Here is a 21,803-nt window from a genome sequence, read left to right on the forward strand (position 1 = left end):
ATGAGGAGCAAGTCATGGCAAGCATCACCTTCAAGGGGACCCAGCGGTGGTATCCCGGTAGCGACAGCCCTGCGGTGCCCGGCATCGACCTCGAGATCGAGGACGGCGAGTTCATGGTCCTGGTCGGCCCGTCGGGATGTGGCAAGTCCACGACCCTGCGGATGCTGGCCGGTCTCGAGGAGGTGACCGCAGGAACGATCCACATCGGCGATCGCGAGGTCTCCTCCATGGCTCCCAAGGACCGTGACATCGCGATGGTCTTCCAGTCCTATGCGCTCTATCCGCACATGACGGTGGCGGAGAACATGGGCTTTGCGCTGAAGATGGCCAAGGTCTCCAAGGAAGAGCGCGAGCGTCGCGTCAAGGAGGCTGCCCAGATCCTCGGGCTGACCGACTACCTGGACCGCAAGCCCAAGGCGCTCTCCGGTGGTCAGCGTCAGCGAGTGGCGATGGGTCGCGCGATCGTGCGCAAGCCGCAGGTGTTCTGCATGGATGAGCCGTTGTCGAACCTGGACGCGAAGATGCGTGTGCAGACCCGCACGGACATCGCGAAGCTGCAGCGCGACCTGGGTGTCACGACCGTCTACGTGACCCACGACCAGGTCGAGGCGATGACGATGGGCGACCGCGTGGCGGTGATGAAGGACGGCGAGATCCAGCAGGTCGACACCCCGCTGAAGCTCTACGACAAGCCGGGCAACCTGTTCGTCGCGGGCTTCATCGGCTCGCCGCAGATGAACCTCCTCGAGGGCGTCGCGATCAACGGCGAGGTCCGCGTCGGTGACTACCTGGTGCCGGTCGACCCGACGGCGGCGAAGGTCATGGACGGCAACGTCGTGGTCGGCGTCCGTCCGGAGAACTGGCGCCTGGTCGGTCCGGGCGAAGGCATCCCGGTGACCGTCAACGTGATCGAGGAGCTCGGCGCCGACGCGTACGTCTACGGCACGTGCGAGGCACAGGGGACCCCGCACGACCTGATCGTGCGCGCCGCCGGCCGCGACACCACGCACAAGGGCGACGTGCTCCACGTGACCACCGACCCGGCCCACGTCCACGTGTTCGACAAGGAAACCGGTGCTCGCCTCTCCGCCTGAGACCGACGACGGGCCCGACCGGGCTCTCGTGATCGGTGAGGCACTGATCGACCTGATCCGCCGACCCGGGCAAGCAGATGCTGCCCGGGTCGGCGGCAGCCCGCTCAACGTGGCAGTCGGTCTCAGCCGCCTGGAGGTCCCCGCCGTCCTGCAGACCCGCATCGGCTGCGATGCCCATGGAGCGCTGATCGAGGAGCACCTGTCCGAGAACGACGTCGAGCTCGTGACTCGCTCGATCACCGCCGGGCCGACCTCGACAGCGCTCGCGACCATCGCGGCCGACGGGGCGGCGAGCTACGAGTTCGCCATCGACTGGTCGATCGCGTCTGCGCCCGATCTCGCCCCGGACCTCGTGCACACCGGCTCGATCGCCGCTGTCCTCGAGCCGGGAGCATCCGTCGTGCTCGCGACGATCGAGGCGCTCCGTGCCACCGCCACGATCTCCTACGACCCCAACGTCCGCCCGCAGCTGATGGGCAGTCGCGAGTCCGCCCGCAAGCGGATCGAGGAGTTCGTGGAGCGTGCCGACGTCGTCAAGGCCAGCGACGAAGACCTCGCCTGGCTCTTCCCGGACACCGCTCCGGCCGACGTCGCACGCCGCTGGCTGCGGCTCGGTCCCGCCCTCGTTGTCGTCACGCTCGGCCCCGACGGTGCGTACGCCGCAGCGCGCGGCGGCGCCGTGCAGATCCCTGCGCCGCCGACCACGGTGGTCGACACGATCGGCGCCGGCGACTCCTTCATGGCCGGTCTTCTCGTCGCGCTCTTCGACGCCGGACTGCTGGGTCGCAAGCACGCCGAGCGGCTCAAGGCGCTCGACCTCGAGCAGATCAGGGGACTGCTCGAGTTCGCGGCCGGCTGTGCGGCAGTGACCGTCTCCCGCCCGGGTGCCGACCCGCCGCGGAGGGACCGAATCATGGCGACATGAGGTTCATCTTCAACCCGCCCGCGGACGGCGCGGCAGACCTCCTCGACCTGCCGTGGGAGACGCCGCTCGCCGAGTGGACCGACGAGCGCCTCATCGAGATCCCGACCGCCGGCATCCACCGCCACGTCGTGCGTTTCGTCGAGGCGAGCCAGGGCACGTTCGTCCTCAAGGAGCTGCCGGAGGACCTGGTCCGCCGCGAGCACCGGCTGCTGCGCGAGCTCGCGGATGTGAGCATCCCCGCCGTCGAGGTGGTCGGTGCCTGCCTCGACCGGGAGGGCCAGGACTCGATCCTGATCACCCGCTACCTGGCCTACTCCGCGACGTACCGGCGACTGCTCAGCACGATCCAGGCCGGCCCCCAGTTCGACGCCCTCATCGGCGGCATGGTCGAGCTGCTCGTGCGGCTGCACCTGGCCGGCTACCTGTGGGGCGACTGCTCGCTCTCCAACACCCTCTTCAAGCTCGACGCCGGCGACCTCGAGGCCTACCTCGTCGACGCCGAGACGATGGAGCACCACGCCGACCTGAGCGACGGGCAGCGCCACCTCGACCTCGACTTCGCCTACGAGCGGATCGGTGGTGAGCTGATGGACCTCGAGGCGGGCGGGCTCCTCGACGAGGACATCGACCCGATCGAGACGGCGGAGAGCGTGCTCGAGCGCTACCACTCGTTGTGGGGAGAGGTGAACCGCGAGGACGTGATCGCCAAGGACGAGCAGCGCTACCTGATCGGTGAGCGGATCCGGCGGATCGAGGAGCTCGGTTTCGACGTCGACGAGGTCGAGCTGCTGCCTGCGGAGGACGGCTCCAAGGTGCGGCTGCGCACACGCGTCGCGGACCCCGGCCGCTGGCGACGGCTGCTGATGCGGCGCACCGGACTGGATGTCCAGGACCGCCAGGCGAGGCGGTTGCTCAGCGACATCGCCAGCTTCCGCGGGTGGCTCGAGCAGGAGAGCGGTCGCTCGGTCTCCGAGCAGGCTGCGGCGAGCCGGTGGTTGATCGAGTGCTACGACCCCGTGGTCTCGGCCATCCCCGGCGAGCTGCGCGGCAAGCGCGACGAGCCCGAGGTCTTCCACGAGGTGCTCGAGCACCGCTGGCGGCTCTCCGAGCGCGCCGGCCGCGACGTCGGCACGTCCGAGGCCGCGCGCAGCTACTTCTACGAGGTGCTGCCCGAGCTGCCGACCGGCACGATCCCGCGCGTCACCGCTCCGCTGCTCGGCGACGACTGAACCCTGGGGGCGTGCGGGCGACGCGGGCTGTGCCCAGCGACGTAGGGCTCGGATGGCCCGGTCCGGTGCTCACTTCGTTGCGGCCCCGCGCCGAGTGATCAGAGCAGTGAGCGGTAGAGCTCGACCGTCCGCTCCGCCAGGGGCCCCCAGCCGAACTCGGCCCTGGCCCGTGCCATGCCGGCCTCGCCCATCTTCGCGGCGAGTGAGGGGTCGGCGACGAGCCGGTTGGCAGCCGCGGCGAAGTCACGCTCGAACCCGGCCGCGTCGTCCGGATCGAGGCCGACCAGCAGCCCCGTCTCGCCGTCCACCACCACGTCGGGGATGCCGCCGATCCGGCTGGCGACGACGGCGGTCCCGCAGGCCATCGCCTCCAGGTTCACGATGCCGAGCGGCTCGTAGACCGACGGGCACGCGAAGAAGAGCGCGTGGCTCAGCACCTGGCGCACGTCCTCGGCCGGCAGCATCTCGGAGACCACGAAGACACCGGTACGACGAGCGTGCAGCTCGTCGATCGCGGCATCGGTCTCGGCCTTGAGCTCGGGGGTGTCAGCAGCTCCGGCGAGCAGCACCAGCTGCAGGTCCGGGTCGAAGGAGAGTGCAGACCGGAGCAGGTGGGCGACGCCCTTCTGCCGCGTGATCCGACCGACGAACGCGGCGTACGGGCGGGAGGGGTCGACGCCGATCCGGTCGAGCACGTCGCGCGCAGGATCGGGGAAGTACAGCTCTGAGTCGATGCCGTTGTGGATCACGTGCACGCGCTCGGGGGCGACGGCCGGATAGGCCCGCAGGACGTCCTCGCGCATCGCGGAGCTGACCGCCACGATCGCGTCCGCCGACTCGTACGCCGTGCGCTCGGCCCACGACGAGAGCCGGTAGCCGCCACCCAGCTGCTCGGCCTTCCACGGCCGGTCCGGCTCGAGGGAGTGGGCGGTGATCACGTGCGGCACGTCGTACAGGAGCTTGGCCCAGTGGCCGGCCATGACGGCGTACCAGGTGTGGGAGTGGACGATGTCGGATCCGGCGACCGCGGCGGTCATCGGCAGGTCGGTCGACAGGACCCGCAGCGCGGAGTTCGCCTCCGTGAGCCGGGCATCCTCCTCGGAGTGTGCCGTGGCGCCGGGACGTGGAGAACCCATGCACTGGACGTCGACGTCGATCAGCTTCGCCAGCTCACGGACCAGGAAGGTCACGTGCACCCCGGCGCCGCCGTAGACGTCCGGCGGGTACTCGCGGGTGAGGATGCTCGCGCGCATCAGGTCTCCCGACATCAGATCTTCTGGCCCTTGCCGATGACGACGATGCCGCCGGGGCTGACCGAGAAGCCGCGGCGGCGGTCCTCGTCGGGGTTGATGCCGATCAGGGTGCCGGGCGGGATCACGACGTTCTTGTCGATGATCGCGTTGCGCACGATCGCGCCGCGGCCGACGACCACGTTGTCCATCAGCACCGAGCGCTGGACCGTGGAGCCGTCCTCGACTCGGGTGTTGGTGCCGATGACGGAGCTCTCGCAGTTGGCGCCGGAGACGATCGAGCCGGAGCAGACGATGGAGTCACGGACGGAGGCTCCGTGCACGAACTTCGCGCCCGGCAGCTGGGCGCCGAGGGAGTAGATCGGCCACTGGTCGTTGTAGAGGTTGAACTCCGGAACCGCGGAGACAAGGTCGAGGTGGGCCTCGTGGTAGGCGTCGATCGTGCCGACGTCGCGCCAGTAGCCGCGGTCGCTCGGGGTCGAGCCGGGCACCTCGTTGTCCTTGAAGTCGTAGACGCTGGCGATGCCCTGCTTGACCATCGCGGGGATCAGGTCGCCACCGAGGTCGTGGCGTGAGCCGAGGTCCTTGGCGTCCGCCTCGAGGGCAGCGATCAGGGCGTCGGCGCTGAAGACGTAGTTGCCCATCGAGGCGAGCACCTCGTTGGGGGAGTCGGCCAGACCCGGCGGGTCGGCCGGCTTCTCGAGGAACTCCGCGATCCCCACGCCGTCCTCGGCCACCTGGATCACGCCGAACTGGTCGGCACCCTCGCGCGGCACCCGGATGCCGGCCACGGTCACGCCCGCACCCGAGGCGAGGTGCGCCTCGACCATCTGCGAGGCGTCCATGCGGTAGACGTGGTCGGCGCCGAACACCACGATGACGTCGGGTCGCTCGTCGACGATCAGGTTCATCGACTGGTAGATCGCGTCGGCGCTGCCGAGGTACCACTGCTTGCCGCGGCGCTGCTGGGCCGGCACCGGCGTCACGTAGTTGCCGAGCATCGTCGACATGCGCCAGGTCATCGAGATGTGGCGGTCGAGCGAGTGCGACTTGTACTGGGTCAGGACCGCGCACTTGAGGAAGCCGGAGTTGACCAGGTTGGAGAGCGCGAAGTCGATCAGCCGGTAGCTGCCCGCGAACGGCACCGCCGGCTTGGACCGGTCCTCCGTCAGCGGCATCAGGCGCTTGCCCTCGCCTCCAGCAAGAACGATGCCGAGGATCCTCGTCATGGGCCAACTCCTTCACTGCTCAACCGGGCCACGGGGGCGCAACGGCGTACTTGGGTTTATCAAGAACAGGTCCTGCGCGCCACCCCCGTGGGGGTGGATGCGGTCAGGGAAGCGGGGCGCCGCGGGCGGCGAGCCACAGCGAGTACCACTGCTCGTGGCTGAGCCGTGGGGACTCGGTGGCGGCGTCGGCGCAGGCACGGATCCGCGAAGGGTTGGTGGTGCCGATGACGGGCCGGATCGCGGCCGGGTGGCGCTGCAGCCACCACAGGACGACGGTCTCGGGCGTGGTGCCGTGGGCCTCCGCCAGCTGCGCGACCAGGTCAGCAACCTGCTCGTCGTTCCCGGACTGCGGGGCACCGGTGAAGCGGCCGTTGGCGAGCGCGCCCCAGGCCTGGAGCTCGATCGACTGCTCGCGGCAGAACTCGACGGTCCCGTAGGGGAACCCGACCTCGCTCGACGCTGCCGTGTTGACGAGTACGCCGCCCTCGAGCCAGTCGCGGCGCAGCAGGCTCATCTCCAGCTGGTTGGCGGTGATCGGCACGCTGGTGTGCGCCTGGAGGGCCGTGATCTGGGCCGCGCTCATGTTGGAGACCCCCACGGCGAGCACCAGGCCCTCGTCGTACAGGGAGGTGAGGGTGGCGCCGATCTCGGCCGGATCCGTCAGCGGGTCGGGGCGGTGCAGGAGCAGGCTGTCGACGTACGCCGTGCGGAGCCGGTCGAGGCTCTCGTGGACGCGCGCCCGGATCGTCTCCGGACGCAGGTCGTAGATGCCCGGACCGTCGGGACCGGGCAGCCGGATGCCGCACTTGGTCTGGATCTGGATCCGCGCGCGAAGCCCGCCGTTGCGCGAGAGGAGGTCGCCGAAGACGGCCTCGGCCGAGCCGTGGCCATAGATGTCCGCGTGGTCGAACGTCGTGATGCCGATGTCGAGAGCGGCGGCGACCGCAGCTTCCGCGGAAGCGTGATCGGTGGCATCAGGGGTCTGGCCGTCCCAGCGGCCCAGGCCCATGCAGCCATAGATCACCCGGCTCATCCCCGTGATCCGTCAGCTGCCGGCGAGCGTTGCGGCGTCGCGGGCGAGCTGCTCGACGGCATCCCAGTCACCAGCAGCGAGCGCGGCGGCGGGCGTCAGCCAGGAGCCGCCGACGCAGCCGACGTTGGACAGCGCGAGGTAGCTGGCCGCCGTGGCGCGGGTGATGCCGCCGGTCGGGCAGAACCGGACCTGCGGGAGCGGTCCGCCGATGGACTTCAGGTACGCCGTGCCGCCGGCCGCCTCGGCCGGGAAGAACTTCATCTCGTAGAGGCCGCGGGCGAAGACCGCCAGCACCTCGCTGACGGTCGCGACGCCGGGCAGGAAGCGGACCCCGGTGTCCTCCATCGCGTCGAGCAGCTCGGGCGTGCTGCCGGGCGACACCAGGAAGGCGGCGCCGGCGTCGACGGCGAGCGCGGCCTGCTTGGGCTCGACAATCGTGCCGGCGCCGATCAGCACCTCGGGCACCTCGGCGGCGATGGCGCGGATCGCGTCGAGGGCGACCGGGGTTCGCAGCGTCAGCTCGACGACCGGAAGGCCTCCGCGGGCCAGGGCGCGGGCAAGGGGAACCGCGTGCGCGAGGTCGTCGATGACGACGACGGGGACGACGGGGACGCGGTCGAGCAGGGAGGTCATGCGTGCTCCTCGATGAGGATCGAATCGATGGGCGTGTTGTCTACGTGTGCCGGTGCGGGCGGAGCGGTGTGTGTGGGAAAGACGCTAGCCCCCTTGTCGGCGGGGCCGACCTGGCGACGGAAGACGGCGAAGAGGTCGCGGCCGGTGCCGGACCACTCGTCGTCCGTGAGGGCGCGTCCGGTGACGGGGCGTGCTGCGAGATCGGCGGCGTGGACGTGCAGCTCGACGATGCCGGCCTCGCCGTCGACGGTGATCAGGTCGCCGTCCTGGACGCGGGCGATCGGGCCGCCGTCAGCGGCCTCGGGCGTCATGTGGATCGCGGCCGGGACCTTGCCCGAGGCACCCGACATGCGGCCGTCGGTGACGATGGCGACCTTCTGCCCGCGGTCCTGCAGCGAGCTCAGCGCCGGGGTCAGCTTGTGCAGCTCGGGCATGCCGTTGGCCGACGGGCCCTGGTAGCGGATCACCGCGACGAGGTCACCGGTCAGCGTGCCCTCCTGGAAGGCCAGCAGGAAGTCGGCCTGGTCGTCGAAGACGCGCGCCGGCGCGGTGACGACGCGGTGCTCCGGCTTCACGGCCGAGGTCTTGATGACGCTCACGCCCAGGTTGCCGCGCAGGATCCGCAGGCCGCCGTCGGGGGCGAACGGGTCCTCGGCGGAGCGGAGCACGTCGGTGTCGAGGCTCTCGGCCGGGCCCTCGATCCACTCGACGCCTCCGGCCACGAGCTTCGGCTCGGCGGTGTAGCGGCGCAGGCCGGGACCGGCGACGGTCTTCACGTCCTCGTGCAGCAGCCCGGCGTCGAGCAGCGTGCGGATGGTGAAGGCGAGCCCGCCAGCGGCGTGGAAGTGGTTCACGTCGGCGCTGCCGTTGGGGTAGATCTTCGCGAGCTGCGGCACGACCGCCGAGAGGTCGGACAGGTCGTCCCAGGTCAGTGTGATGCCCGCTGCCGCGGCGATCGCGACCAGGTGGAGCGTGTGGTTGGTGGAGCCGCCGGTGGCGAGCAGCGCGACGCACGCGTTGACGATCGCCTTCTCGTCGACGACCTCGCCGATCGGGGTGAACTCCTCGCCCGCCCAGGTGATCCCGGCGGCGCGGCGGCCGGCGGCGGCCGTGAGGGCCTCGCGCAGCGGCGTACCGGGGTTGACGAAGCTCGCGCCCGGCAGGTGCAGGCCGAGCACCTCCATCAGCAGCTGGTTGGAGTTGGCGGTTCCGTAGAAGGTGCAGGTGCCGGCCGAGTGGTACGACGCGGCCTCGGCCTCGAGCAGGGTCTCGCGGGTCACCTTGCCCTCGGCGTGGAGCTGGCGGACCCGCGACTTCTCCGTGTTCGAGATGCCCGAGGTCATCGGGCCGGCCGGGACGAAGATCGTCGGCAGGTGGCCGAAGGAGAGCGAGCCGATCAGCAGGCCCGGCACGATCTTGTCGCAGACACCGAGCATCAGCGCGGCGTCGAACATGTCGTGGGAGAGCGCGATCGCGGCCGACATCGCGATGACGTCGCGGCTGAAGAGGGAGAGCTGCATGCCGTCGCGGCCCTGCGTGATGCCGTCGCACATCGCGGGGACGCCACCGGCGAACTGGGCGATGGCGCCGGCCTGCGCGACCGCAGCCTTGAGCTGCGCGGGGTAGGTCTCGAACGGCTGGTGGGCCGAGAGCATGTCGTTGTACGCCGAGACGATGGCGACGTTGGGCATGCGGCTGCTGCGCAGCGCGGTCTTGTCGGCAGGGCCCGAGGCGGCGAAGCCGTGCGCGAGGTTGGCGCACGCGAGCTGTCCGCGGGCGGGGCCCCGGACGGCGGCGTCGCGGATCCTCGCGAGGTACGCCGCCCGTCCGGGCTGGCTGCGGTCGGTGATCCGGCGGGTGACCTGATCGAGAACCGGGTTGACGGGTGAGAGTGACATCAGCTGACGCTCCTTGTGTGCCAGGTCCGGCCGTCCCGCTCGATGAGGGTGGTCGCAGCGGTCGGTCCGGAGGTGCCGGCGGGGTAGGTCTCGGGCTGTCGCCCGGCCTCCTCCCACGCGGCGAGGATGGGTTCGGTCCATGCCCAGGCGGCTTCGACCTCGTCACGGCGCATGAAGAGCGTGGGGTTGCCACGCACGACGTCCATGAGGAGGCGCTCGTAGGCCTCGGGCGTGCGGCTCGAGAACGTCGCCGCGTAGTTCAGGTCGAGGGAGACCGGGCGCAGGCGGATGCCGCCGGGGCCGGGTTCCTTCGCGATCAGGTGCAGCTGCATGCCCTCGTCGGGCTGCAGGGTGATGACCAGCCGGTTGGGCTCGGTCGTGCCCTCCGCGTCCGGGAACATCGGGTGCGGGACCGGACGGAACTGGATCACGATCTCGGAGGTCCGTGCGTCGAGGCACTTGCCGGTGCGCAGGTAGAACGGCACGCCGGCCCAGCGCCAGTTCTCGATCTCGACCTTCAGCGCCACGAAGGTCTCGGTGGTGCTGTCGGGCCGCTCGCACTCCTCGGCGTACGTCGCGTACTGGCCGGTGGCGGTGACCTCCGCGGCGTCGGCGGCGGTGATCGGGCGCAGTGCCTTGAGCACCTTGAGCTTCTCGTCGCGGACCGAGTCGCGGTCGACCTGCGTCGGCGGCTCCATGGCGACCAGGCAGAGCAGCTGGAGCAGGTGGTTCTGCACCATGTCGCGCAGTGCGCCGGAGGTGTCGTAGTAGCCGGCGCGGGCACCGACTCCGATCGCCTCGGCGACGGTGATCTGGACGTGGTCGATCGCGCGGCCGTTCCACAGCGGCTCGAGCACGGCGTTGGCGAACCGGGTGACGAGGAGGTTCTGGACGCTCTCCTTGCCGAGGTAGTGGTCGATGCGGAAGATCTGCGACTCGTCGAAGACCGCGCCGACCGCGTCGTTGATGGCGAGGGCGGAGGCCAGGTCGCGGCCGATGGGCTTCTCGAGCACGACGCGGGAGCGGGCGTTGATCAGGCCGTGCCCCTCGAGGCCGGCCGAGATCGGGCCGAAGAGCGAGGGGGCGCAGGCGAGGTAGAAGACCCGCACCCTGTCGTTGCCGTGCTCACGACCGGCAACCGGCGGCAGCTTCGCGGTCAGGCCCGCCCAGCTGTGGTCGTCCTGGACGTCGAGGCTGACGTGCTCGAGCCCCTCGATGAAGGCCTCGGCGGATGCCTGGTCGAGCTCCGCGTTCGGCACGAAGCGCGGGAGCTCGCCGCGGATCTTGTCGCGGTAGCCGGCGTCATCGAGCCCGGCACGCGAGCAGGCGATGACGCGCGTGCCTTCGGGCAGCTGCCCGTCGCGGTAGCGCTGGTAGAGGGCCGGCAGCAGCTTGCGGACCGTGAGGTCACCGGTGCCGCCGAACACGACGATGTCGCAGGGGGCGAGTGCGGGGGTTCCCATCAGGGGTCTCCGGGTGATCTGTGTGGTGGCGGTCACATAAGACGGTAGAGGAACATATGCAACGACGCAATACATACTTACGTCGTTCCCATACCTAAGTCATGAATGTTATGCGACGCCCGAGGTGGTTCAATGGCGCGCATGAGTGCTGTCCAAGGGGCGACACCGGCAACGGCCGGCGAGGTCCTTGCCCTGATCCGCAACGGCAGCGCGGTGACGCGCTCCGCGATCGCCGCCGTCACCGGGCTCTCGCGCACTGCCGTCTCGGCGCGGCTGGCGGTGCTGATGGAGTCCGGGCTCGTCGTCGAGGGCGAGGAGGCTCCCTCCGGCGGCGGCCGTCCGCCCGCCACCCTTCAGTTCAACAGTGCTGTCGGTGTCGTCTTCGCCGTCGCGATCGGACGCAGTCGGACCCAGCTCGCGGTCTGCGACCTGGCCGGCAGGATCCAGGCGCAGGACTCGCGTGACCACGCGCCCGGGCTGGCTCCGGGCGCGCGCATGACCGGGATCGTCGAGCGGCTGCGCTCGCTGCTCGACGAAGCGGGACGAGGTGTGGCCGACGTCCGCGCGATCGGGATCAGCATCCCCGGCACGGTTGACCACGACGCGGGCGCGAGCCTCGACTCGCCGTTGCTGCCCGGCTGGGACGGCGTGCCGCTGGCGCCGTTCTTCGCGGAGTTCGCCGATGCCCCTGTGTTCCTCGACAACGACGCCAACGCGCTCGCCGCGTCGGAGACCGGGTTCCTGCTGGCGACCTACGACGACCTCCTGCTGGTCAAGGTGTCCACCGGTCTCGGGGTCGGCATCGTCGTACGCGGTGAGCTGGTGCGTGGTGCCTGGGGTGCCGCCGGCGAGCTCGGCCACCTGAAGTCGGCCGCGGCGGCCGGCCGCACCTGCCGATGTGGCGAGGTCGGTTGTCTGGAGGCCGTCGCCGGAGGCTGGGCCCTCGTCCAGGAGCTCAGCGCACGCGGCCGCGAGGTCGAGCACGTGCGCGTCCTGGTGGCACTGGCCCGCGAGGGCGATGCCGAGGCGCGCGCGCTGATCCGCGAGAGTGGTCGCCGGGTGGGCGAGGTGCTGGCCCAGGCCGTCAACCTGCTGAACCCGGCGGCGGTCGTGCTCGGCGGCGACATGGCCGCGGCCTACGACACCTTCGTGGCGGGCTTCCGGGAGGGCCTCTATGCCAACGCTGCCTCCGTGGCGACGCGCAGGCTCCAGGTGCTGCAGTCGACCCACGGCGAGGAGGCCGGCATTGTCGGCTGCACGTCGATGGCGGTGGAGTCGCTGCTCGAGCCAGCACGCCTTGACCGAATGCTCGCCCGCCCGCTCGCGCGGGCCTAGTCTGCAGTCATGTTCTCAGGTGCTGCGGTCTTCGTCCTCGTCCTTCTCGTGCTGATGCTGGCCTTCTTCGTCTGGTGGGTGCTGATGCTCATCGACGCCCTCAAGGTGTCCGACGCGACCTGGTCGGCGGCCGGCGAGAGCAAGATCCTCTACGTCCTGCTGATGGTCTTCCTGGGCGTGATCGGCACGATCTTGTACGTCGTGATCGCCCGTCCGAAGCTTCGTCTGCAGAGTTCTTCGGCCTGACGTGATCAACTGGTCTAGACCGGACACTGGAAAGCGGGACAACCCGGGCGTTCCTGTCGCAAGATCTTCCTGAACCCGCGGTGACCCGAGACGCCGCGGGTTCGCCTATTTCCGGGCAAGTGCGGGGCGCGTTCTCCCGCCAGATCCCGGGTGCTGCGGGACGAGCTGCTGGCCGGTCGTCAGACCTGCTGAGTGGGGGAGAGCAGCTCCTCGAGCACGTTGCTGAACTCGTAGTCCTCGAGCAGCGGGCGGGTCGGAGGCAGCTTCTCCCCGACCAGTACGGCGCGCAACCGGGCCGTCGCCGCTCCGATCAGCCGCTGGTGGGCGGTGCGGGTGGCGCGAGGGGTGTCGGACAGGTCGAAGAAGCCGACCATCGTGGCGATCTCGTTGATCCGGACCAACGACATCCGGATGTCCAGGGGGAGCTCCACGCCCGACATGCCGACAGTGCCGATCGCGACGACGTTGATCTGCTGGTCTCCGCCCTTGGCCCAACCGGTCGTGTCCGTGGTGACGTCGAAGTCCCAGGCCGTGCCGTCGTCATCCTTCGTGTGCACGGACGTGCAGGTCTTGAAGCTGGCTGCGAGCGCGTCGAACGCCCTCTCGGCTGCCGCCGCGTCGCCAGCCCCGGAGGTGACCGAGTTGAAGACGCCGGGCAGGCCCGGGTCGCGTTTCGCGGAGAAGCTGATCTCCACGTCGTCCGCGCCTCCGCCGGCGACGTCGTCCGGCGTGAGGCAACCCCAGTCGGCGTCACCTTCCTCCTGGTCCTCATCCTCGTCGTCGACCTCGAACTGGTCGGAGAGGTGACCGAGGGTGAGCAGCGCGCGCTGGGCGTCCGGGTTGGGGAGTGTCGAGCTCTGGGTGGTCTGCCCGCTCCTGACTGCCGTGGGCCCGCCCAGGGTGCAGCTGCTGGTCAGCGCGCCCGTCAGAACGAGGGTCAGCGCGAGAGCACCAGCAGGAAGACGCATGTCCGGAGAGTAATGCCGTTGCGCCCTCAGGTCTGTCGGTCCCGCATGGCATCCTGCGCGGGTGACGCTCTTCCTCCACCGCGCGGAACGCACGGACCTCCTGGCCGATGGCCTGGCGGACCTGCTTGCCGATGCGCCGCTGGCGGATCCGTTCGCCCGTGAGCTCGTCGTGGTGCCGGCGCGCGGCGTCGAGCGGTGGCTCACGCAGCGGTTGTCGCACCGGCTGGGTGTCGGGGCCGGGGGTGGCGATGGTGTGTGCGCTGGCGTGGACTTCGCCAGCCCGCACTCGCTGGTCGCGATGCTGCTCGGCACCGACGATGCCCCCGCCGGGGATCCGTGGGCGCCGGACCGGTTGGTCTGGCCGTTGCTCGAGGTGATCGACGCCAGCGCGGGCGAGGCGTGGTGCGCGGTGCTCACGGACCACCTCGGGATCACCTCCGCGGTCGACGACCTGCGCCGCAACCGGCGCTACGCGGTGGCCCGGCGCCTCGCCGGCCTCTTCGCGTCGTACGCCGTGCAGCGGCCGCAGCTGGTTGCCGACTGGCGCGAGGGGCGCTCCGCCGACGGTGTCGGTGGAGTCCTGGCCGATGACCTCCAGTGGCAGCCCGAGCTGTGGCGTCGCCTCGTCGCGCAGGTGGGCGGGCCCAGTCCCGACCAGCGCCACGCCGCCGCCGTTGCCTCCCTCCACGCCGGGGGAGACGGGTTGGACCTCCCGGCCCGGCTGTCGCTGTTCGGCCACACCCGCATCGCGCGCAGCGAGGTGGAGCTGCTGCACGCGCTCGGCGAGCACCGCGACGTCCACCTCTGGCTCCCGCAGGCATCTGCTGCCGTGTGGGACCAGCTGGCGCCCGAGGTGGCTGCCGGCCCGGTCCCACGCGACGAAGACCGCACCGGGCTCCTGGTCGAGCACCCGTTGTTGGCCTCTCTCGGCCGCGACGCCCGCGAGCTCCAGCGCACGCTTGCCCCGTTCGTCGATCCCGCGATACTCCGGCACGGGTGCGTCCCCCATCCTCCGGATAGCGACCCAACGGTGCCTGAGCGTCCACAGCAGACGGTGCTCGGGTGGCTGCAGCACGACCTGCGCAGCGACTCCGTTCCCGACCCGGCGACACGGGCCACCCGGGAGAGGGTTCCCGAGGACCGGTCGGTGCAGGTCCATGCCTGCCACGGACCGGCCCGGCAGGTCGACGTACTCCGTGAGGTGCTCGTCGGCCTGCTCGCCGACGACCCCACCCTGGAGCCGCGCGACATCCTGGTGATGTGTCCCGATGTCGAGGCCTACGCGCCCCTGATCGGAGCGGCCTTCGGGCTGCCCGAGGTCGGCGGGGATGCGGCCCACCCCGGTCACCAGCTGCGGGTGCGGCTGGCCGACCGCTCGCTCGCTGCCACCAACCCGCTGCTCCGCATCGCGGCCACGCTGGTCGATCTCGCCGGCAGCAGGCTGACCGCGACGCAGGTGCTCGACCTCGCGGGCGAGGAGCCGGTGCGCGCCAGGTTCGGCTTCGACGACGACGCACTCGATCGCATGCGCGGGTGGATCGCGGAGTCCGGCGTGCGATGGGGCCTTGACGGTCCGCACCGCCAGCGCTTCGGGCTCGACCTCGGTGCCAACACCTGGCACTCCGGGCTCGACCGCGTGCTGCTCGGCGTAGCGCTCTCCGGTGACGACCACCGCTACGTCGGCGCCGTGCTGCCGCTCGACGACGTCGGCTCGGGCGACATCGACCTCGCTGGTGCCCTGACCGAGATGCTCGACCGGCTGCACACCTTCCTGGATGCCGCCGATCGCGCGACGACCGTGGCGGACTGGATGGCCGCGCTCGGCTCCGCCGTCGCCGCTCTGACCAGGGCGGACGAGCCGTGGCAGGTCACCCAGTTCGACCGCGAGCTCTCCCGGATCACCGCCGGCGCTGACGGCACGAGCGACACCCAGCTGCGTCTGGCCGACGTCCGGGCCCTGCTCGAGAGCCGCCTGGGTGGACGACCGAGCCGGTCCAACTTCCGCACCGGCACGCTGACGGTCTGCACGATGGTGCCGATGCGTTCGGTGCCGCACCGGGTGGTCGCGTTGCTCGGCATGGATGACGGTGTCTTCCCGCGCAGCACCATCGCCGATGGTGACGACGTCCTGGCCCGCCGCCCGGTCACGGGCGAGCGTGATGCCCGCGCCGAGGATCGTCAGCTCCTGCTCGATGCCGTGCTCGCGGCCCGGGAGACGCTGGTGGTCACCTACACCGGTGCGGGCGAGCACACCGGCTCGCCGCGACCGCCGGCCGTGCCTCTCGGGGAGCTCCTCGATGCACTCACGCTGACCGTCGACGCCGCCGCTGACCTGCACGTCCACCACCCCTTGCAGCCGTTCGATGCGCGCAACCTGACGCCCGGTGGGCTGGTGCCCGGGCAGCCGTTCAGCTTCGACCGGGCCGCGCTCGCGGGCGCTGAGGCGTCGCGTGGCCACCGCGATCAGCCCGGCCCGCTGGTGACCAAGCCACTGCCCGGGGCGTCGGTCACCGAGGTGTCGCTGGCCGACCTGAAGACGTTCTTCGCGCACCCGGTTCGCGGCTTCCTGCGCGACCGGCTCGGGCTCGCCGCGCCGCTCGAGGCGGACCCGCTCGCCGACGCGGTCCCCATCGATCTCGACGGCCTGCAGAAGTGGGGTGTCGGCGACCGCCTGGTGCGCGACGTGCTCGCCGGCATGAGCCCGGCCAACGGCATGACCGCCGAGCTCCTGCGCGGTCTCCTTCCGCCAGGGCAGCTGGGTCAGCGGGAGCTGCGCGACGTCGTACGCCGCGTCCAGCCGCTCGTCGCCAACGCCCAGCAGCTGCGCAGTGCGCGACAGCGGACGATCGACATCGACGTCGAGCTCAACGGTGTCCGGCTCACCGGCACCGTGTCCGATGTCTTCGGCAACGACATCGTCACGGTCACCTACTCGAGCCTCGGGCCGAAGCAGCGCTACGCCGCCTGGCTCGACCTGCTCGCGCTGACCGTCGGCCACCCGGACGAGATGTGGCGCTCCCATGCCCTTGGCCGGAAGGGCTCGGGTGCTCAGCGGGCGCTCGGGGGTCCGCTCGACGAACGCGCGGAGGGCTGGCTGGCCGATGTCCTCGATCTCTACCTGACCGGCCAGCGCACCCCGCTCGCACTCCCGCCGAAGACCGCCCTGGCCTACGCCGAGGAGTTCGGCCGACTCGAGCGCGGTGCTGACGCCCATCCGGACACGAGGGCCGAGAAGGAGTGGAAGACCGACCCGTTCCACCCGTTCGGCATGAGCGGCGAGGATGCCGACCCGTGGCACGTCCGGGCCTGGGGTGCTGATGCCCCGCTCGACGCGCTCCTCCAGGCGGGCCTCGCCGAGCAGTCGTGGCGCATGTGGGGTCCGCTGGTGAACGGTGCCGAGCTGGTGAGGGCACTGTGAGCGGCGAGGTGAGCGGCGAGGTGAGCGCCATGAAGGCCTTCGATATCCGCGGGCCACTGCCGACCGGCACGACCCTGCTCGAGGCCAGCGCCGGGACGGGAAAGACCTGGACCATCGCCGCGCTCGTCACCCGCTTCGTTGCGGAGGGTCATGCGCGGCTCGAGGAGATGCTGGTGGTCACGTTCGGCCGCGCCGCGAGCCAGGAGCTCCGCGAGCGGGTGCGGGCCCAGCTGGTCGAGGCCGAGCGCTGCCTCGCCTCGGGCGACAACGCGGGTGACAGCGAGCTGATCGACCTGCTGCTCGACGGCGCCCCCGACGAGATCGCGCTGCGCCACCGCCGCATCCGTGAGGCCCTCACCGGATTCGATGCCGCGACGATCGCGACCATCCACCAGTTCTGCCAGCAGGTGCTGCGCAGCCTCGGCGTCGCGGGTGACTCCGACGCCGGCGCGCAGCTGGTCGAAGACCTCGATGACCTGCTGGTCGAGGTGGCCGACGACCTCTACCTGCGGCGCTACGCCGGCAGCGACGACCAGCCGGCGTTCAGCCGCAAGGAGGCCCTGGCCCTCGCCCGCGCCGCCACCGCCGATCCGCGCGCCCGCCTCGAGCCGACCGCCGCCGGTCCCGAGATCACCGCCGGCGTTCGCGTGGCTTTCGCCGAGGCCGTGCGCAAGGAGTTCGCGACCCGCAAGCGCCGCCTCGGCCTGCTCGGCTACGACGACCTGCTGGGCCAGCTCGCCGATGCGCTGATCTCTCCTGACTCCCCTGCGCGCACCCGCATGCGCGACCGATGGAGCGTGGTGCTCGTCGACGAGTTCCAGGACACCGACCCGGTGCAGTGGCAGGTCTTCGACCGCGCCTTCTCCGGTGTCGCCACGATGGTGCTGATCGGCGACCCCAAGCAGGCGATCTACGCGTTCCGTGGCGGTGACGTCACGACCTACCTGGCCGCGGCCGAGACCGCGTCCACCAAGGCCACGCTCGACGTCAACTGGCGCTCCGATGCCGCGCTGCTGACAAGGCTGCAAACCGTGCTGGAGGGTGCCGCGCTGGGCGACCCGCGCATCGTCGTACACGGAGTCCGCGCGTCCCAGGAGTCCAGCCGGCTGGAGGGTGCGGGCGATCCGTTCCGCCTGCGGGTGCTGCGTCCCGAGGAGCTCGGCCGCAACGGGCGCCGGGCCGTGCCGGTGGCGGCGTTCCGCGACCACCTGTGGCCCGACGTGGCCCGTGACATCAAGCGACTGCTGACCTCGGGGGCGACCTTCGACGGACGCCCGATCGAGCCCCGCGACGTCGCCGTCCTCGCCCACAAGCACAGCGACCTGGCCAACATCCAGCGTGCCCTCGCAGCCGTGGGAGTGCCTGCCGTGGTGGCCGGCAACGGCAGCGTCTTCGCAACTCCGGCCGCCATCGAGTGGCTGACCCTCCTCGAGTCACTGGAGCAGCCGCACCGGTCCGCCCGGGTGCGCTCGACGGCGCTGACCGCCTTCATCGGCCGGTCGGTCGAGGAGCTCGCCGACGGTGGCGACGAGCTGACGGACGCGCTCGCCGAGCAGGTCCGCGACTGGTCCGAGCTCGTCGTCGCGCGCGGCGTCGCTGCGGTGCTCGAGGGCGCCGTTGCGGGTGGTCTGGTCGCCCGCGTGCTCGGGTGCGTCGGCGGAGAGCGCATGCTGACCGACCTGCGCCACATCGGCCAGGTGCTGCACAAGGTCTCGACCGAGGAGCGTCTCGGCCCCGTCGCGCTGACCGCGTGGCTGCGTGAGCAGATCGCCGACGACCGCACCGACAGTGCCGGTGAGCGCACCCGCCGGCTCGATTCCGACGCCGCCGCCGTGCAGCTCGTGACGATCCACGGCAGCAAGGGTCTGGAGTACCCCGTGGTCTACCTCCCTACCCTCTGGGACCGCTTCCCGCGCGACCCCGACGTCGCGCTCTTCCACGGCCCGGACGGCGCCCGCTGCCGCAACGTCGGCGGCCCCGGCCCCGGCTGGACCGAGGACCTGCGCCGACACCAGGAGGAGGACTCCGGTGAGACCCTCCGCCTCCTGTACGTCGCGATGACGCGCGCCCAGTCGCAGGTCGTCGCCTGGTACGCCCCCGCCTCGCGCAACGCCCCCACCTCGGCGCTGCACCGGCTGCTGCTCGGTCGGCGTCCCGGCACCGCCGCGGTCCCCGACTCCGCACCGGTCGACGACACGCTCGTTGCCAAGCTGGACTGGTACGCCGCCAACGCGGGGCCGGTGTGGGAACCGGCGCTCTGGGCATCCGTGCCTGTCGAGTCGTTGCCGGTGTCCAGCGAGGAGCTGGCCGTCCGCGCCTTCCACCGCTCGATCGACACGGCGTGGCGCCGCACGTCGTACTCCGCTCTCACAGCGGTCGAGTCGAGCTCGCCCTCCTCGGGCGCTGCGGCGCTCAGTGAGCCGGAGGTCGTGCCGCGCGACGACGAGCCGGATGGTGCCCAGCCCGCGGCGCTGGCTGCGGCCGGCGCGGCCGCTGTCCGTTCGCCGATGGCCGGGCTGCCGGTCGGCGCCACGTTCGGCTCGCTGGTGCACGCGGTTCTCGAGCACACCGACCCGACGGCGCCTGGCCGCGACGGCGGCCTCCGCGCCGAGCTGCTCCACCACATCGACGAGCAGCTGGTCTGGTGGCCGGTGCCGCTCGACCGGGAGGAGCTCGCGGACGCCCTGGTCGCCGTCTGCGACACCCCGCTCGGACCGCTCGCCGGCGAGGCGACGCTGCGCCAGATCACACGCAAGGACCGGCTCTGCGAGCTGGACTTCGAGATACCGCTCGCCGGAGGCGACCTCGCCACCGCGGCCACTGCCGCAGCGGGGGACGTGACGCTCGGCGACCTCGTGCCGCTCCTCGAGCAGCACCTGCCGGAGGGTGATCCGGTTCGCGGCTACACGTCGGCGCTCCAGGACCCGGCTCTCGGCGGGCAGTCGCTCAAGGGCTACCTCACCGGCTCGATCGACGTCGTGCTCCGGGTCGAGGTCGACGGCATCACGAGATACCTGACCGTCGACTACAAGACCAACTGGCTGGGGGAGATGGGTGCCGACCTGAGCACGCTCGCCTACCGGCCCGAGGCGCTGGACGACGCCATGGGGCACTCCGACTACCCGCTGCAGGCGCTGCTCTACGTCGTCGTGCAGCACCGCTACCTGCGCTGGCGGCTGCCCGGCTACGACCCCGCGGTCCACCTCGGCGGAGTGCTCTACCTGTACCTCCGTGGACTGGCCGGTCCCGAGACCCCGCGGGTCGACGGCAAGCCGTGTGGTGTCTTCGCGTGGCAGCCGCCCGTGGCACTGGTCGAGGCCCTCTCGGACCTGCTGGATGGCAAGCGCGACGGCCCGGCCAAGGGGAGGACCGCATGACCACCGGCATCTGGGAGTCGGACGACCCCGTCGACACCCGTCGTGCGCTGAGCGCATCCGGCCTGCTGGCGACGTTCAACGCAGCAGGCGTGCTCGAAGCCGCCGACGTCCACGTCGCCCGCCATGCCTGCGCCATCGCCGGCGAGCAGGACCCGCAGGCCGCGCTCGCTCTTGCGCTGACCGTCCGCGCGGTGCGCCACGGTTCGATCTGCCTCGCACTCGATGAGGTCGCCGGTGAGCTGGGGGTCGCCCCCGACCTGCCCTGGCCAGATCCCGCTTCGTGGCTGGAGTCGCTCAGCTCGAGCCCGCTCGTCACGCAGGGGGTCCTGGCCGTGGAGCACGGGCTGCTCTACCTCGAGCGCTACCGCCGCCAGGAGCAGCAGGTCGCCGACGACCTCGCCGCCCGCGCGGCGTACCCGGCGCCGGCGGTGGACCGCGCCGCTCTCGACGCGACCCTGGCCCGCCTCTACCCCGACACGAGGTACGCCGAGCAGCGGGATGCCTGCGCCGGCGCCGCCACCCGGTGGACCACGGTGCTGACGGGTGGCCCCGGCACCGGCAAGACGACCACCGTCAAGCACCTGCTCGAGGTGCTGGCGGAGCAGGTCGGCCCGGGCGCGCGCATTGCACTGAGTGCTCCCACGGGCAAGGCCGCCGCCCGGTTGCAGGAGCAGGTCGGTCTGCCGGCGATGACGCTGCACCGGTTGCTCGGCTTCCGCCGCGACAACCAGACCCGGTTCCGGCATGACCGCAGCAACCGGCTCCCGCACGACATCGTGGTGGTCGACGAGACCTCGATGGTGTCGCTGACGATGATGGCCCGCCTGCTCGAAGCGGTCCGTCCCGACGCACGCCTGGTCCTCGTGGGTGACCCCGACCAGCTTGCTTCAGTGGAGGCGGGTGCTGTGCTCGGCGATCTGGTCAGGGGCTACCGCGGTCGCGATGACTCTCCGGTCGCGGAGCTGGAGACGGTGCGGCGCTACGGCACCCACATCGGCGAGCTCGCGGCCGCACTCCGTGCCGGTGACGCAGATGCGGCGGTCGCAGTCCTGGGGGCTGGCCACGACGAGGTCCGCTGGCTGCAGGCGAGCGACGAGGCGATCCGCGAGGCGGCTCTCCCCGCGGCGCTCGCGGTCCACGAACGGGCCCTCGCCGGCGACAGCGCAGGAGCGCTCGCGGCGCTCGACCGGCACCGGTTGCTGTGCGCCCACCGCGACATGGTCAGCTACTGGAACCACCGCATCGAGCGGTGGCTCAGCGAGGCCACCGGTGACCCGCTCCGCGATCGCATGTACGCCGGCCGGCCGCTGCTGGTGACCCGCAACGACCTGGCGCTCGGCGTGCACAACGGCGACACCGGTGTCGTGGTCCTTGCCGGCAGCGGCAGCGCACGCGTGGTCCTCGCGGGCCCCGCCGGGCCGATCGACCTCGCCCCCAACCGGCTCGCCGACGTGGAGACGATGCACGCGCTGACGATCCACAAGAGCCAGGGAAGCCAGGCCGCGGAGGTCACGGTCGTCCTGCCGGACGAGGACTCGCGACTGCTGACGCGCGAGCTGCTCTACACCGCAGTCACGCGCGCGAGCGGCGTCGTACGTATCGTGGGGTCCGAAGATGCGCTACGCGCCGCAATCACCCGCCGAGCCCACCGGGCGAGCGGGCTTACCCGGCGACTCTCGGGATCGCTAACCTACTGACGGGTAAT

At 71.2% G+C, this 21,803-nt stretch carries 15 protein-coding genes; 8 read left to right on the forward strand and 7 right to left on the reverse strand.

Features of this window, described 5'->3' with window-relative positions:
* The first annotated feature begins 14 nt into the window (after positions 1–14).
* The 3 genes from D4739_RS06640 to D4739_RS06650 are packed head-to-tail and all read left to right on the forward strand — an operon-like array spanning position 15 to position 3,248.
* On the forward strand, positions 15–1,094 hold the full coding sequence (locus tag D4739_RS06640; protein ID WP_120059834.1) for an ABC transporter ATP-binding protein: 1,080 nt from the start codon (positions 15–17) through the stop codon (positions 1,092–1,094).
* Entirely contained in the window at positions 1,075–2,019 is a 945-nt protein-coding gene (locus D4739_RS06645; RefSeq protein ID WP_120059835.1) for a carbohydrate kinase family protein, read from the forward strand. The genes D4739_RS06640 and D4739_RS06645 overlap by 20 nt, the downstream gene beginning before the upstream one ends.
* Positions 2,016–3,248, forward strand: a complete 1,233-nt coding sequence (locus D4739_RS06650; protein ID WP_120059836.1) for a DUF4032 domain-containing protein — start codon at positions 2,016–2,018, stop codon at positions 3,246–3,248. The genes D4739_RS06645 and D4739_RS06650 overlap by 4 nt, the downstream gene beginning before the upstream one ends.
* A 98-nt stretch (positions 3,249–3,346) precedes the next feature.
* On the opposite strand, the gene glgA is transcribed toward D4739_RS06650, so the two are convergent.
* The 6 genes from glgA to zwf all read right to left on the reverse strand — a co-directional run bounded on the left by glgA (position 3,347) and on the right by zwf (position 10,754).
* Positions 3,347–4,501, reverse strand: a complete 1,155-nt coding sequence (gene glgA, locus D4739_RS06655) for a glycogen synthase (RefSeq protein WP_120059837.1) — start codon at positions 4,499–4,501, stop codon at positions 3,347–3,349.
* A gap of 14 nt (positions 4,502–4,515) precedes the next feature.
* Positions 4,516–5,727 carry a glucose-1-phosphate adenylyltransferase gene (gene glgC, locus D4739_RS06660; protein ID WP_120059838.1) on the reverse strand — a complete coding sequence of 404 codons (1,212 nt, stop codon included), beginning with the start codon at positions 5,725–5,727 and terminating at the stop codon, positions 4,516–4,518.
* A 103-nt stretch (positions 5,728–5,830) separates the two neighbouring features.
* Positions 5,831–6,760 carry an aldo/keto reductase gene (locus tag D4739_RS06665; protein ID WP_182920332.1) on the reverse strand — a complete coding sequence of 310 codons (930 nt, stop codon included), beginning with the start codon at positions 6,758–6,760 and terminating at the stop codon, positions 5,831–5,833.
* Between the two features lie 12 nt (positions 6,761–6,772).
* On the reverse strand, positions 6,773–7,393 hold the full coding sequence (gene eda / locus D4739_RS06670) for a bifunctional 4-hydroxy-2-oxoglutarate aldolase/2-dehydro-3-deoxy-phosphogluconate aldolase (protein WP_120059839.1): 621 nt from the start codon (positions 7,391–7,393) through the stop codon (positions 6,773–6,775).
* Positions 7,390–9,291 carry a phosphogluconate dehydratase gene (gene edd, locus D4739_RS06675; protein ID WP_120059840.1) on the reverse strand — a complete coding sequence of 634 codons (1,902 nt, stop codon included), beginning with the start codon at positions 9,289–9,291 and terminating at the stop codon, positions 7,390–7,392. The genes eda and edd overlap by 4 nt, the downstream gene beginning before the upstream one ends.
* On the reverse strand, positions 9,291–10,754 hold the full coding sequence (gene zwf, locus D4739_RS06680) for a glucose-6-phosphate dehydrogenase (RefSeq protein ID WP_120059841.1): 1,464 nt from the start codon (positions 10,752–10,754) through the stop codon (positions 9,291–9,293). The genes edd and zwf overlap by 1 nt, the downstream gene beginning before the upstream one ends.
* 141 nt (positions 10,755–10,895) lie before the next feature.
* On the opposite strand from zwf, the gene D4739_RS06685 reads away from it, so the two are divergent.
* The gene (locus D4739_RS06685; RefSeq protein WP_220699251.1) at positions 10,896–12,089 is read left to right on the forward strand and encodes an ROK family transcriptional regulator; all 1,194 of its coding nucleotides are present in this window, start codon (positions 10,896–10,898) and stop codon (positions 12,087–12,089) included.
* 9 nt (positions 12,090–12,098) lie between these two features.
* On the forward strand, positions 12,099–12,335 hold the full coding sequence (locus tag D4739_RS06690; protein ID WP_120059843.1) for a PLDc N-terminal domain-containing protein: 237 nt from the start codon (positions 12,099–12,101) through the stop codon (positions 12,333–12,335).
* 179 nt (positions 12,336–12,514) lie between these two features.
* On the opposite strand, the gene D4739_RS06695 is transcribed toward D4739_RS06690, so the two are convergent.
* The gene (locus tag D4739_RS06695; RefSeq protein ID WP_120059844.1) at positions 12,515–13,303 is read right to left on the reverse strand and encodes a hypothetical protein; all 789 of its coding nucleotides are present in this window, start codon (positions 13,301–13,303) and stop codon (positions 12,515–12,517) included.
* Between the two features lie 61 nt (positions 13,304–13,364).
* Between D4739_RS06695 and recC the strand changes: the two genes are divergently transcribed.
* From recC to recD, 3 genes are read left to right on the forward strand one after another with little or no spacing between them, the layout of a single operon-like run.
* Complete coding sequence (gene recC / locus D4739_RS06700; RefSeq protein ID WP_120059845.1) at positions 13,365–16,721, forward strand: exodeoxyribonuclease V subunit gamma; 3,357 nt, start codon at positions 13,365–13,367, stop codon at positions 16,719–16,721.
* 29 nt (positions 16,722–16,750) lie between these two features.
* On the forward strand, positions 16,751–20,098 hold the full coding sequence (locus tag D4739_RS06705) for a UvrD-helicase domain-containing protein (RefSeq protein ID WP_120061765.1): 3,348 nt from the start codon (positions 16,751–16,753) through the stop codon (positions 20,096–20,098).
* A complete protein-coding gene (gene recD / locus D4739_RS06710) occupies positions 20,095–21,795 on the forward strand; it encodes an exodeoxyribonuclease V subunit alpha (protein WP_120059846.1) in 1,701 nt (566 codons plus the stop codon). The genes D4739_RS06705 and recD overlap by 4 nt, the downstream gene beginning before the upstream one ends.
* Positions 21,796–21,803: the final 8 nt, after the last annotated feature.

Source organism: Nocardioides cavernaquae (genome assembly GCF_003600895.1).
Taxonomy (GTDB): domain Bacteria; phylum Actinomycetota; class Actinomycetes; order Propionibacteriales; family Nocardioidaceae; genus Nocardioides; species Nocardioides cavernaquae.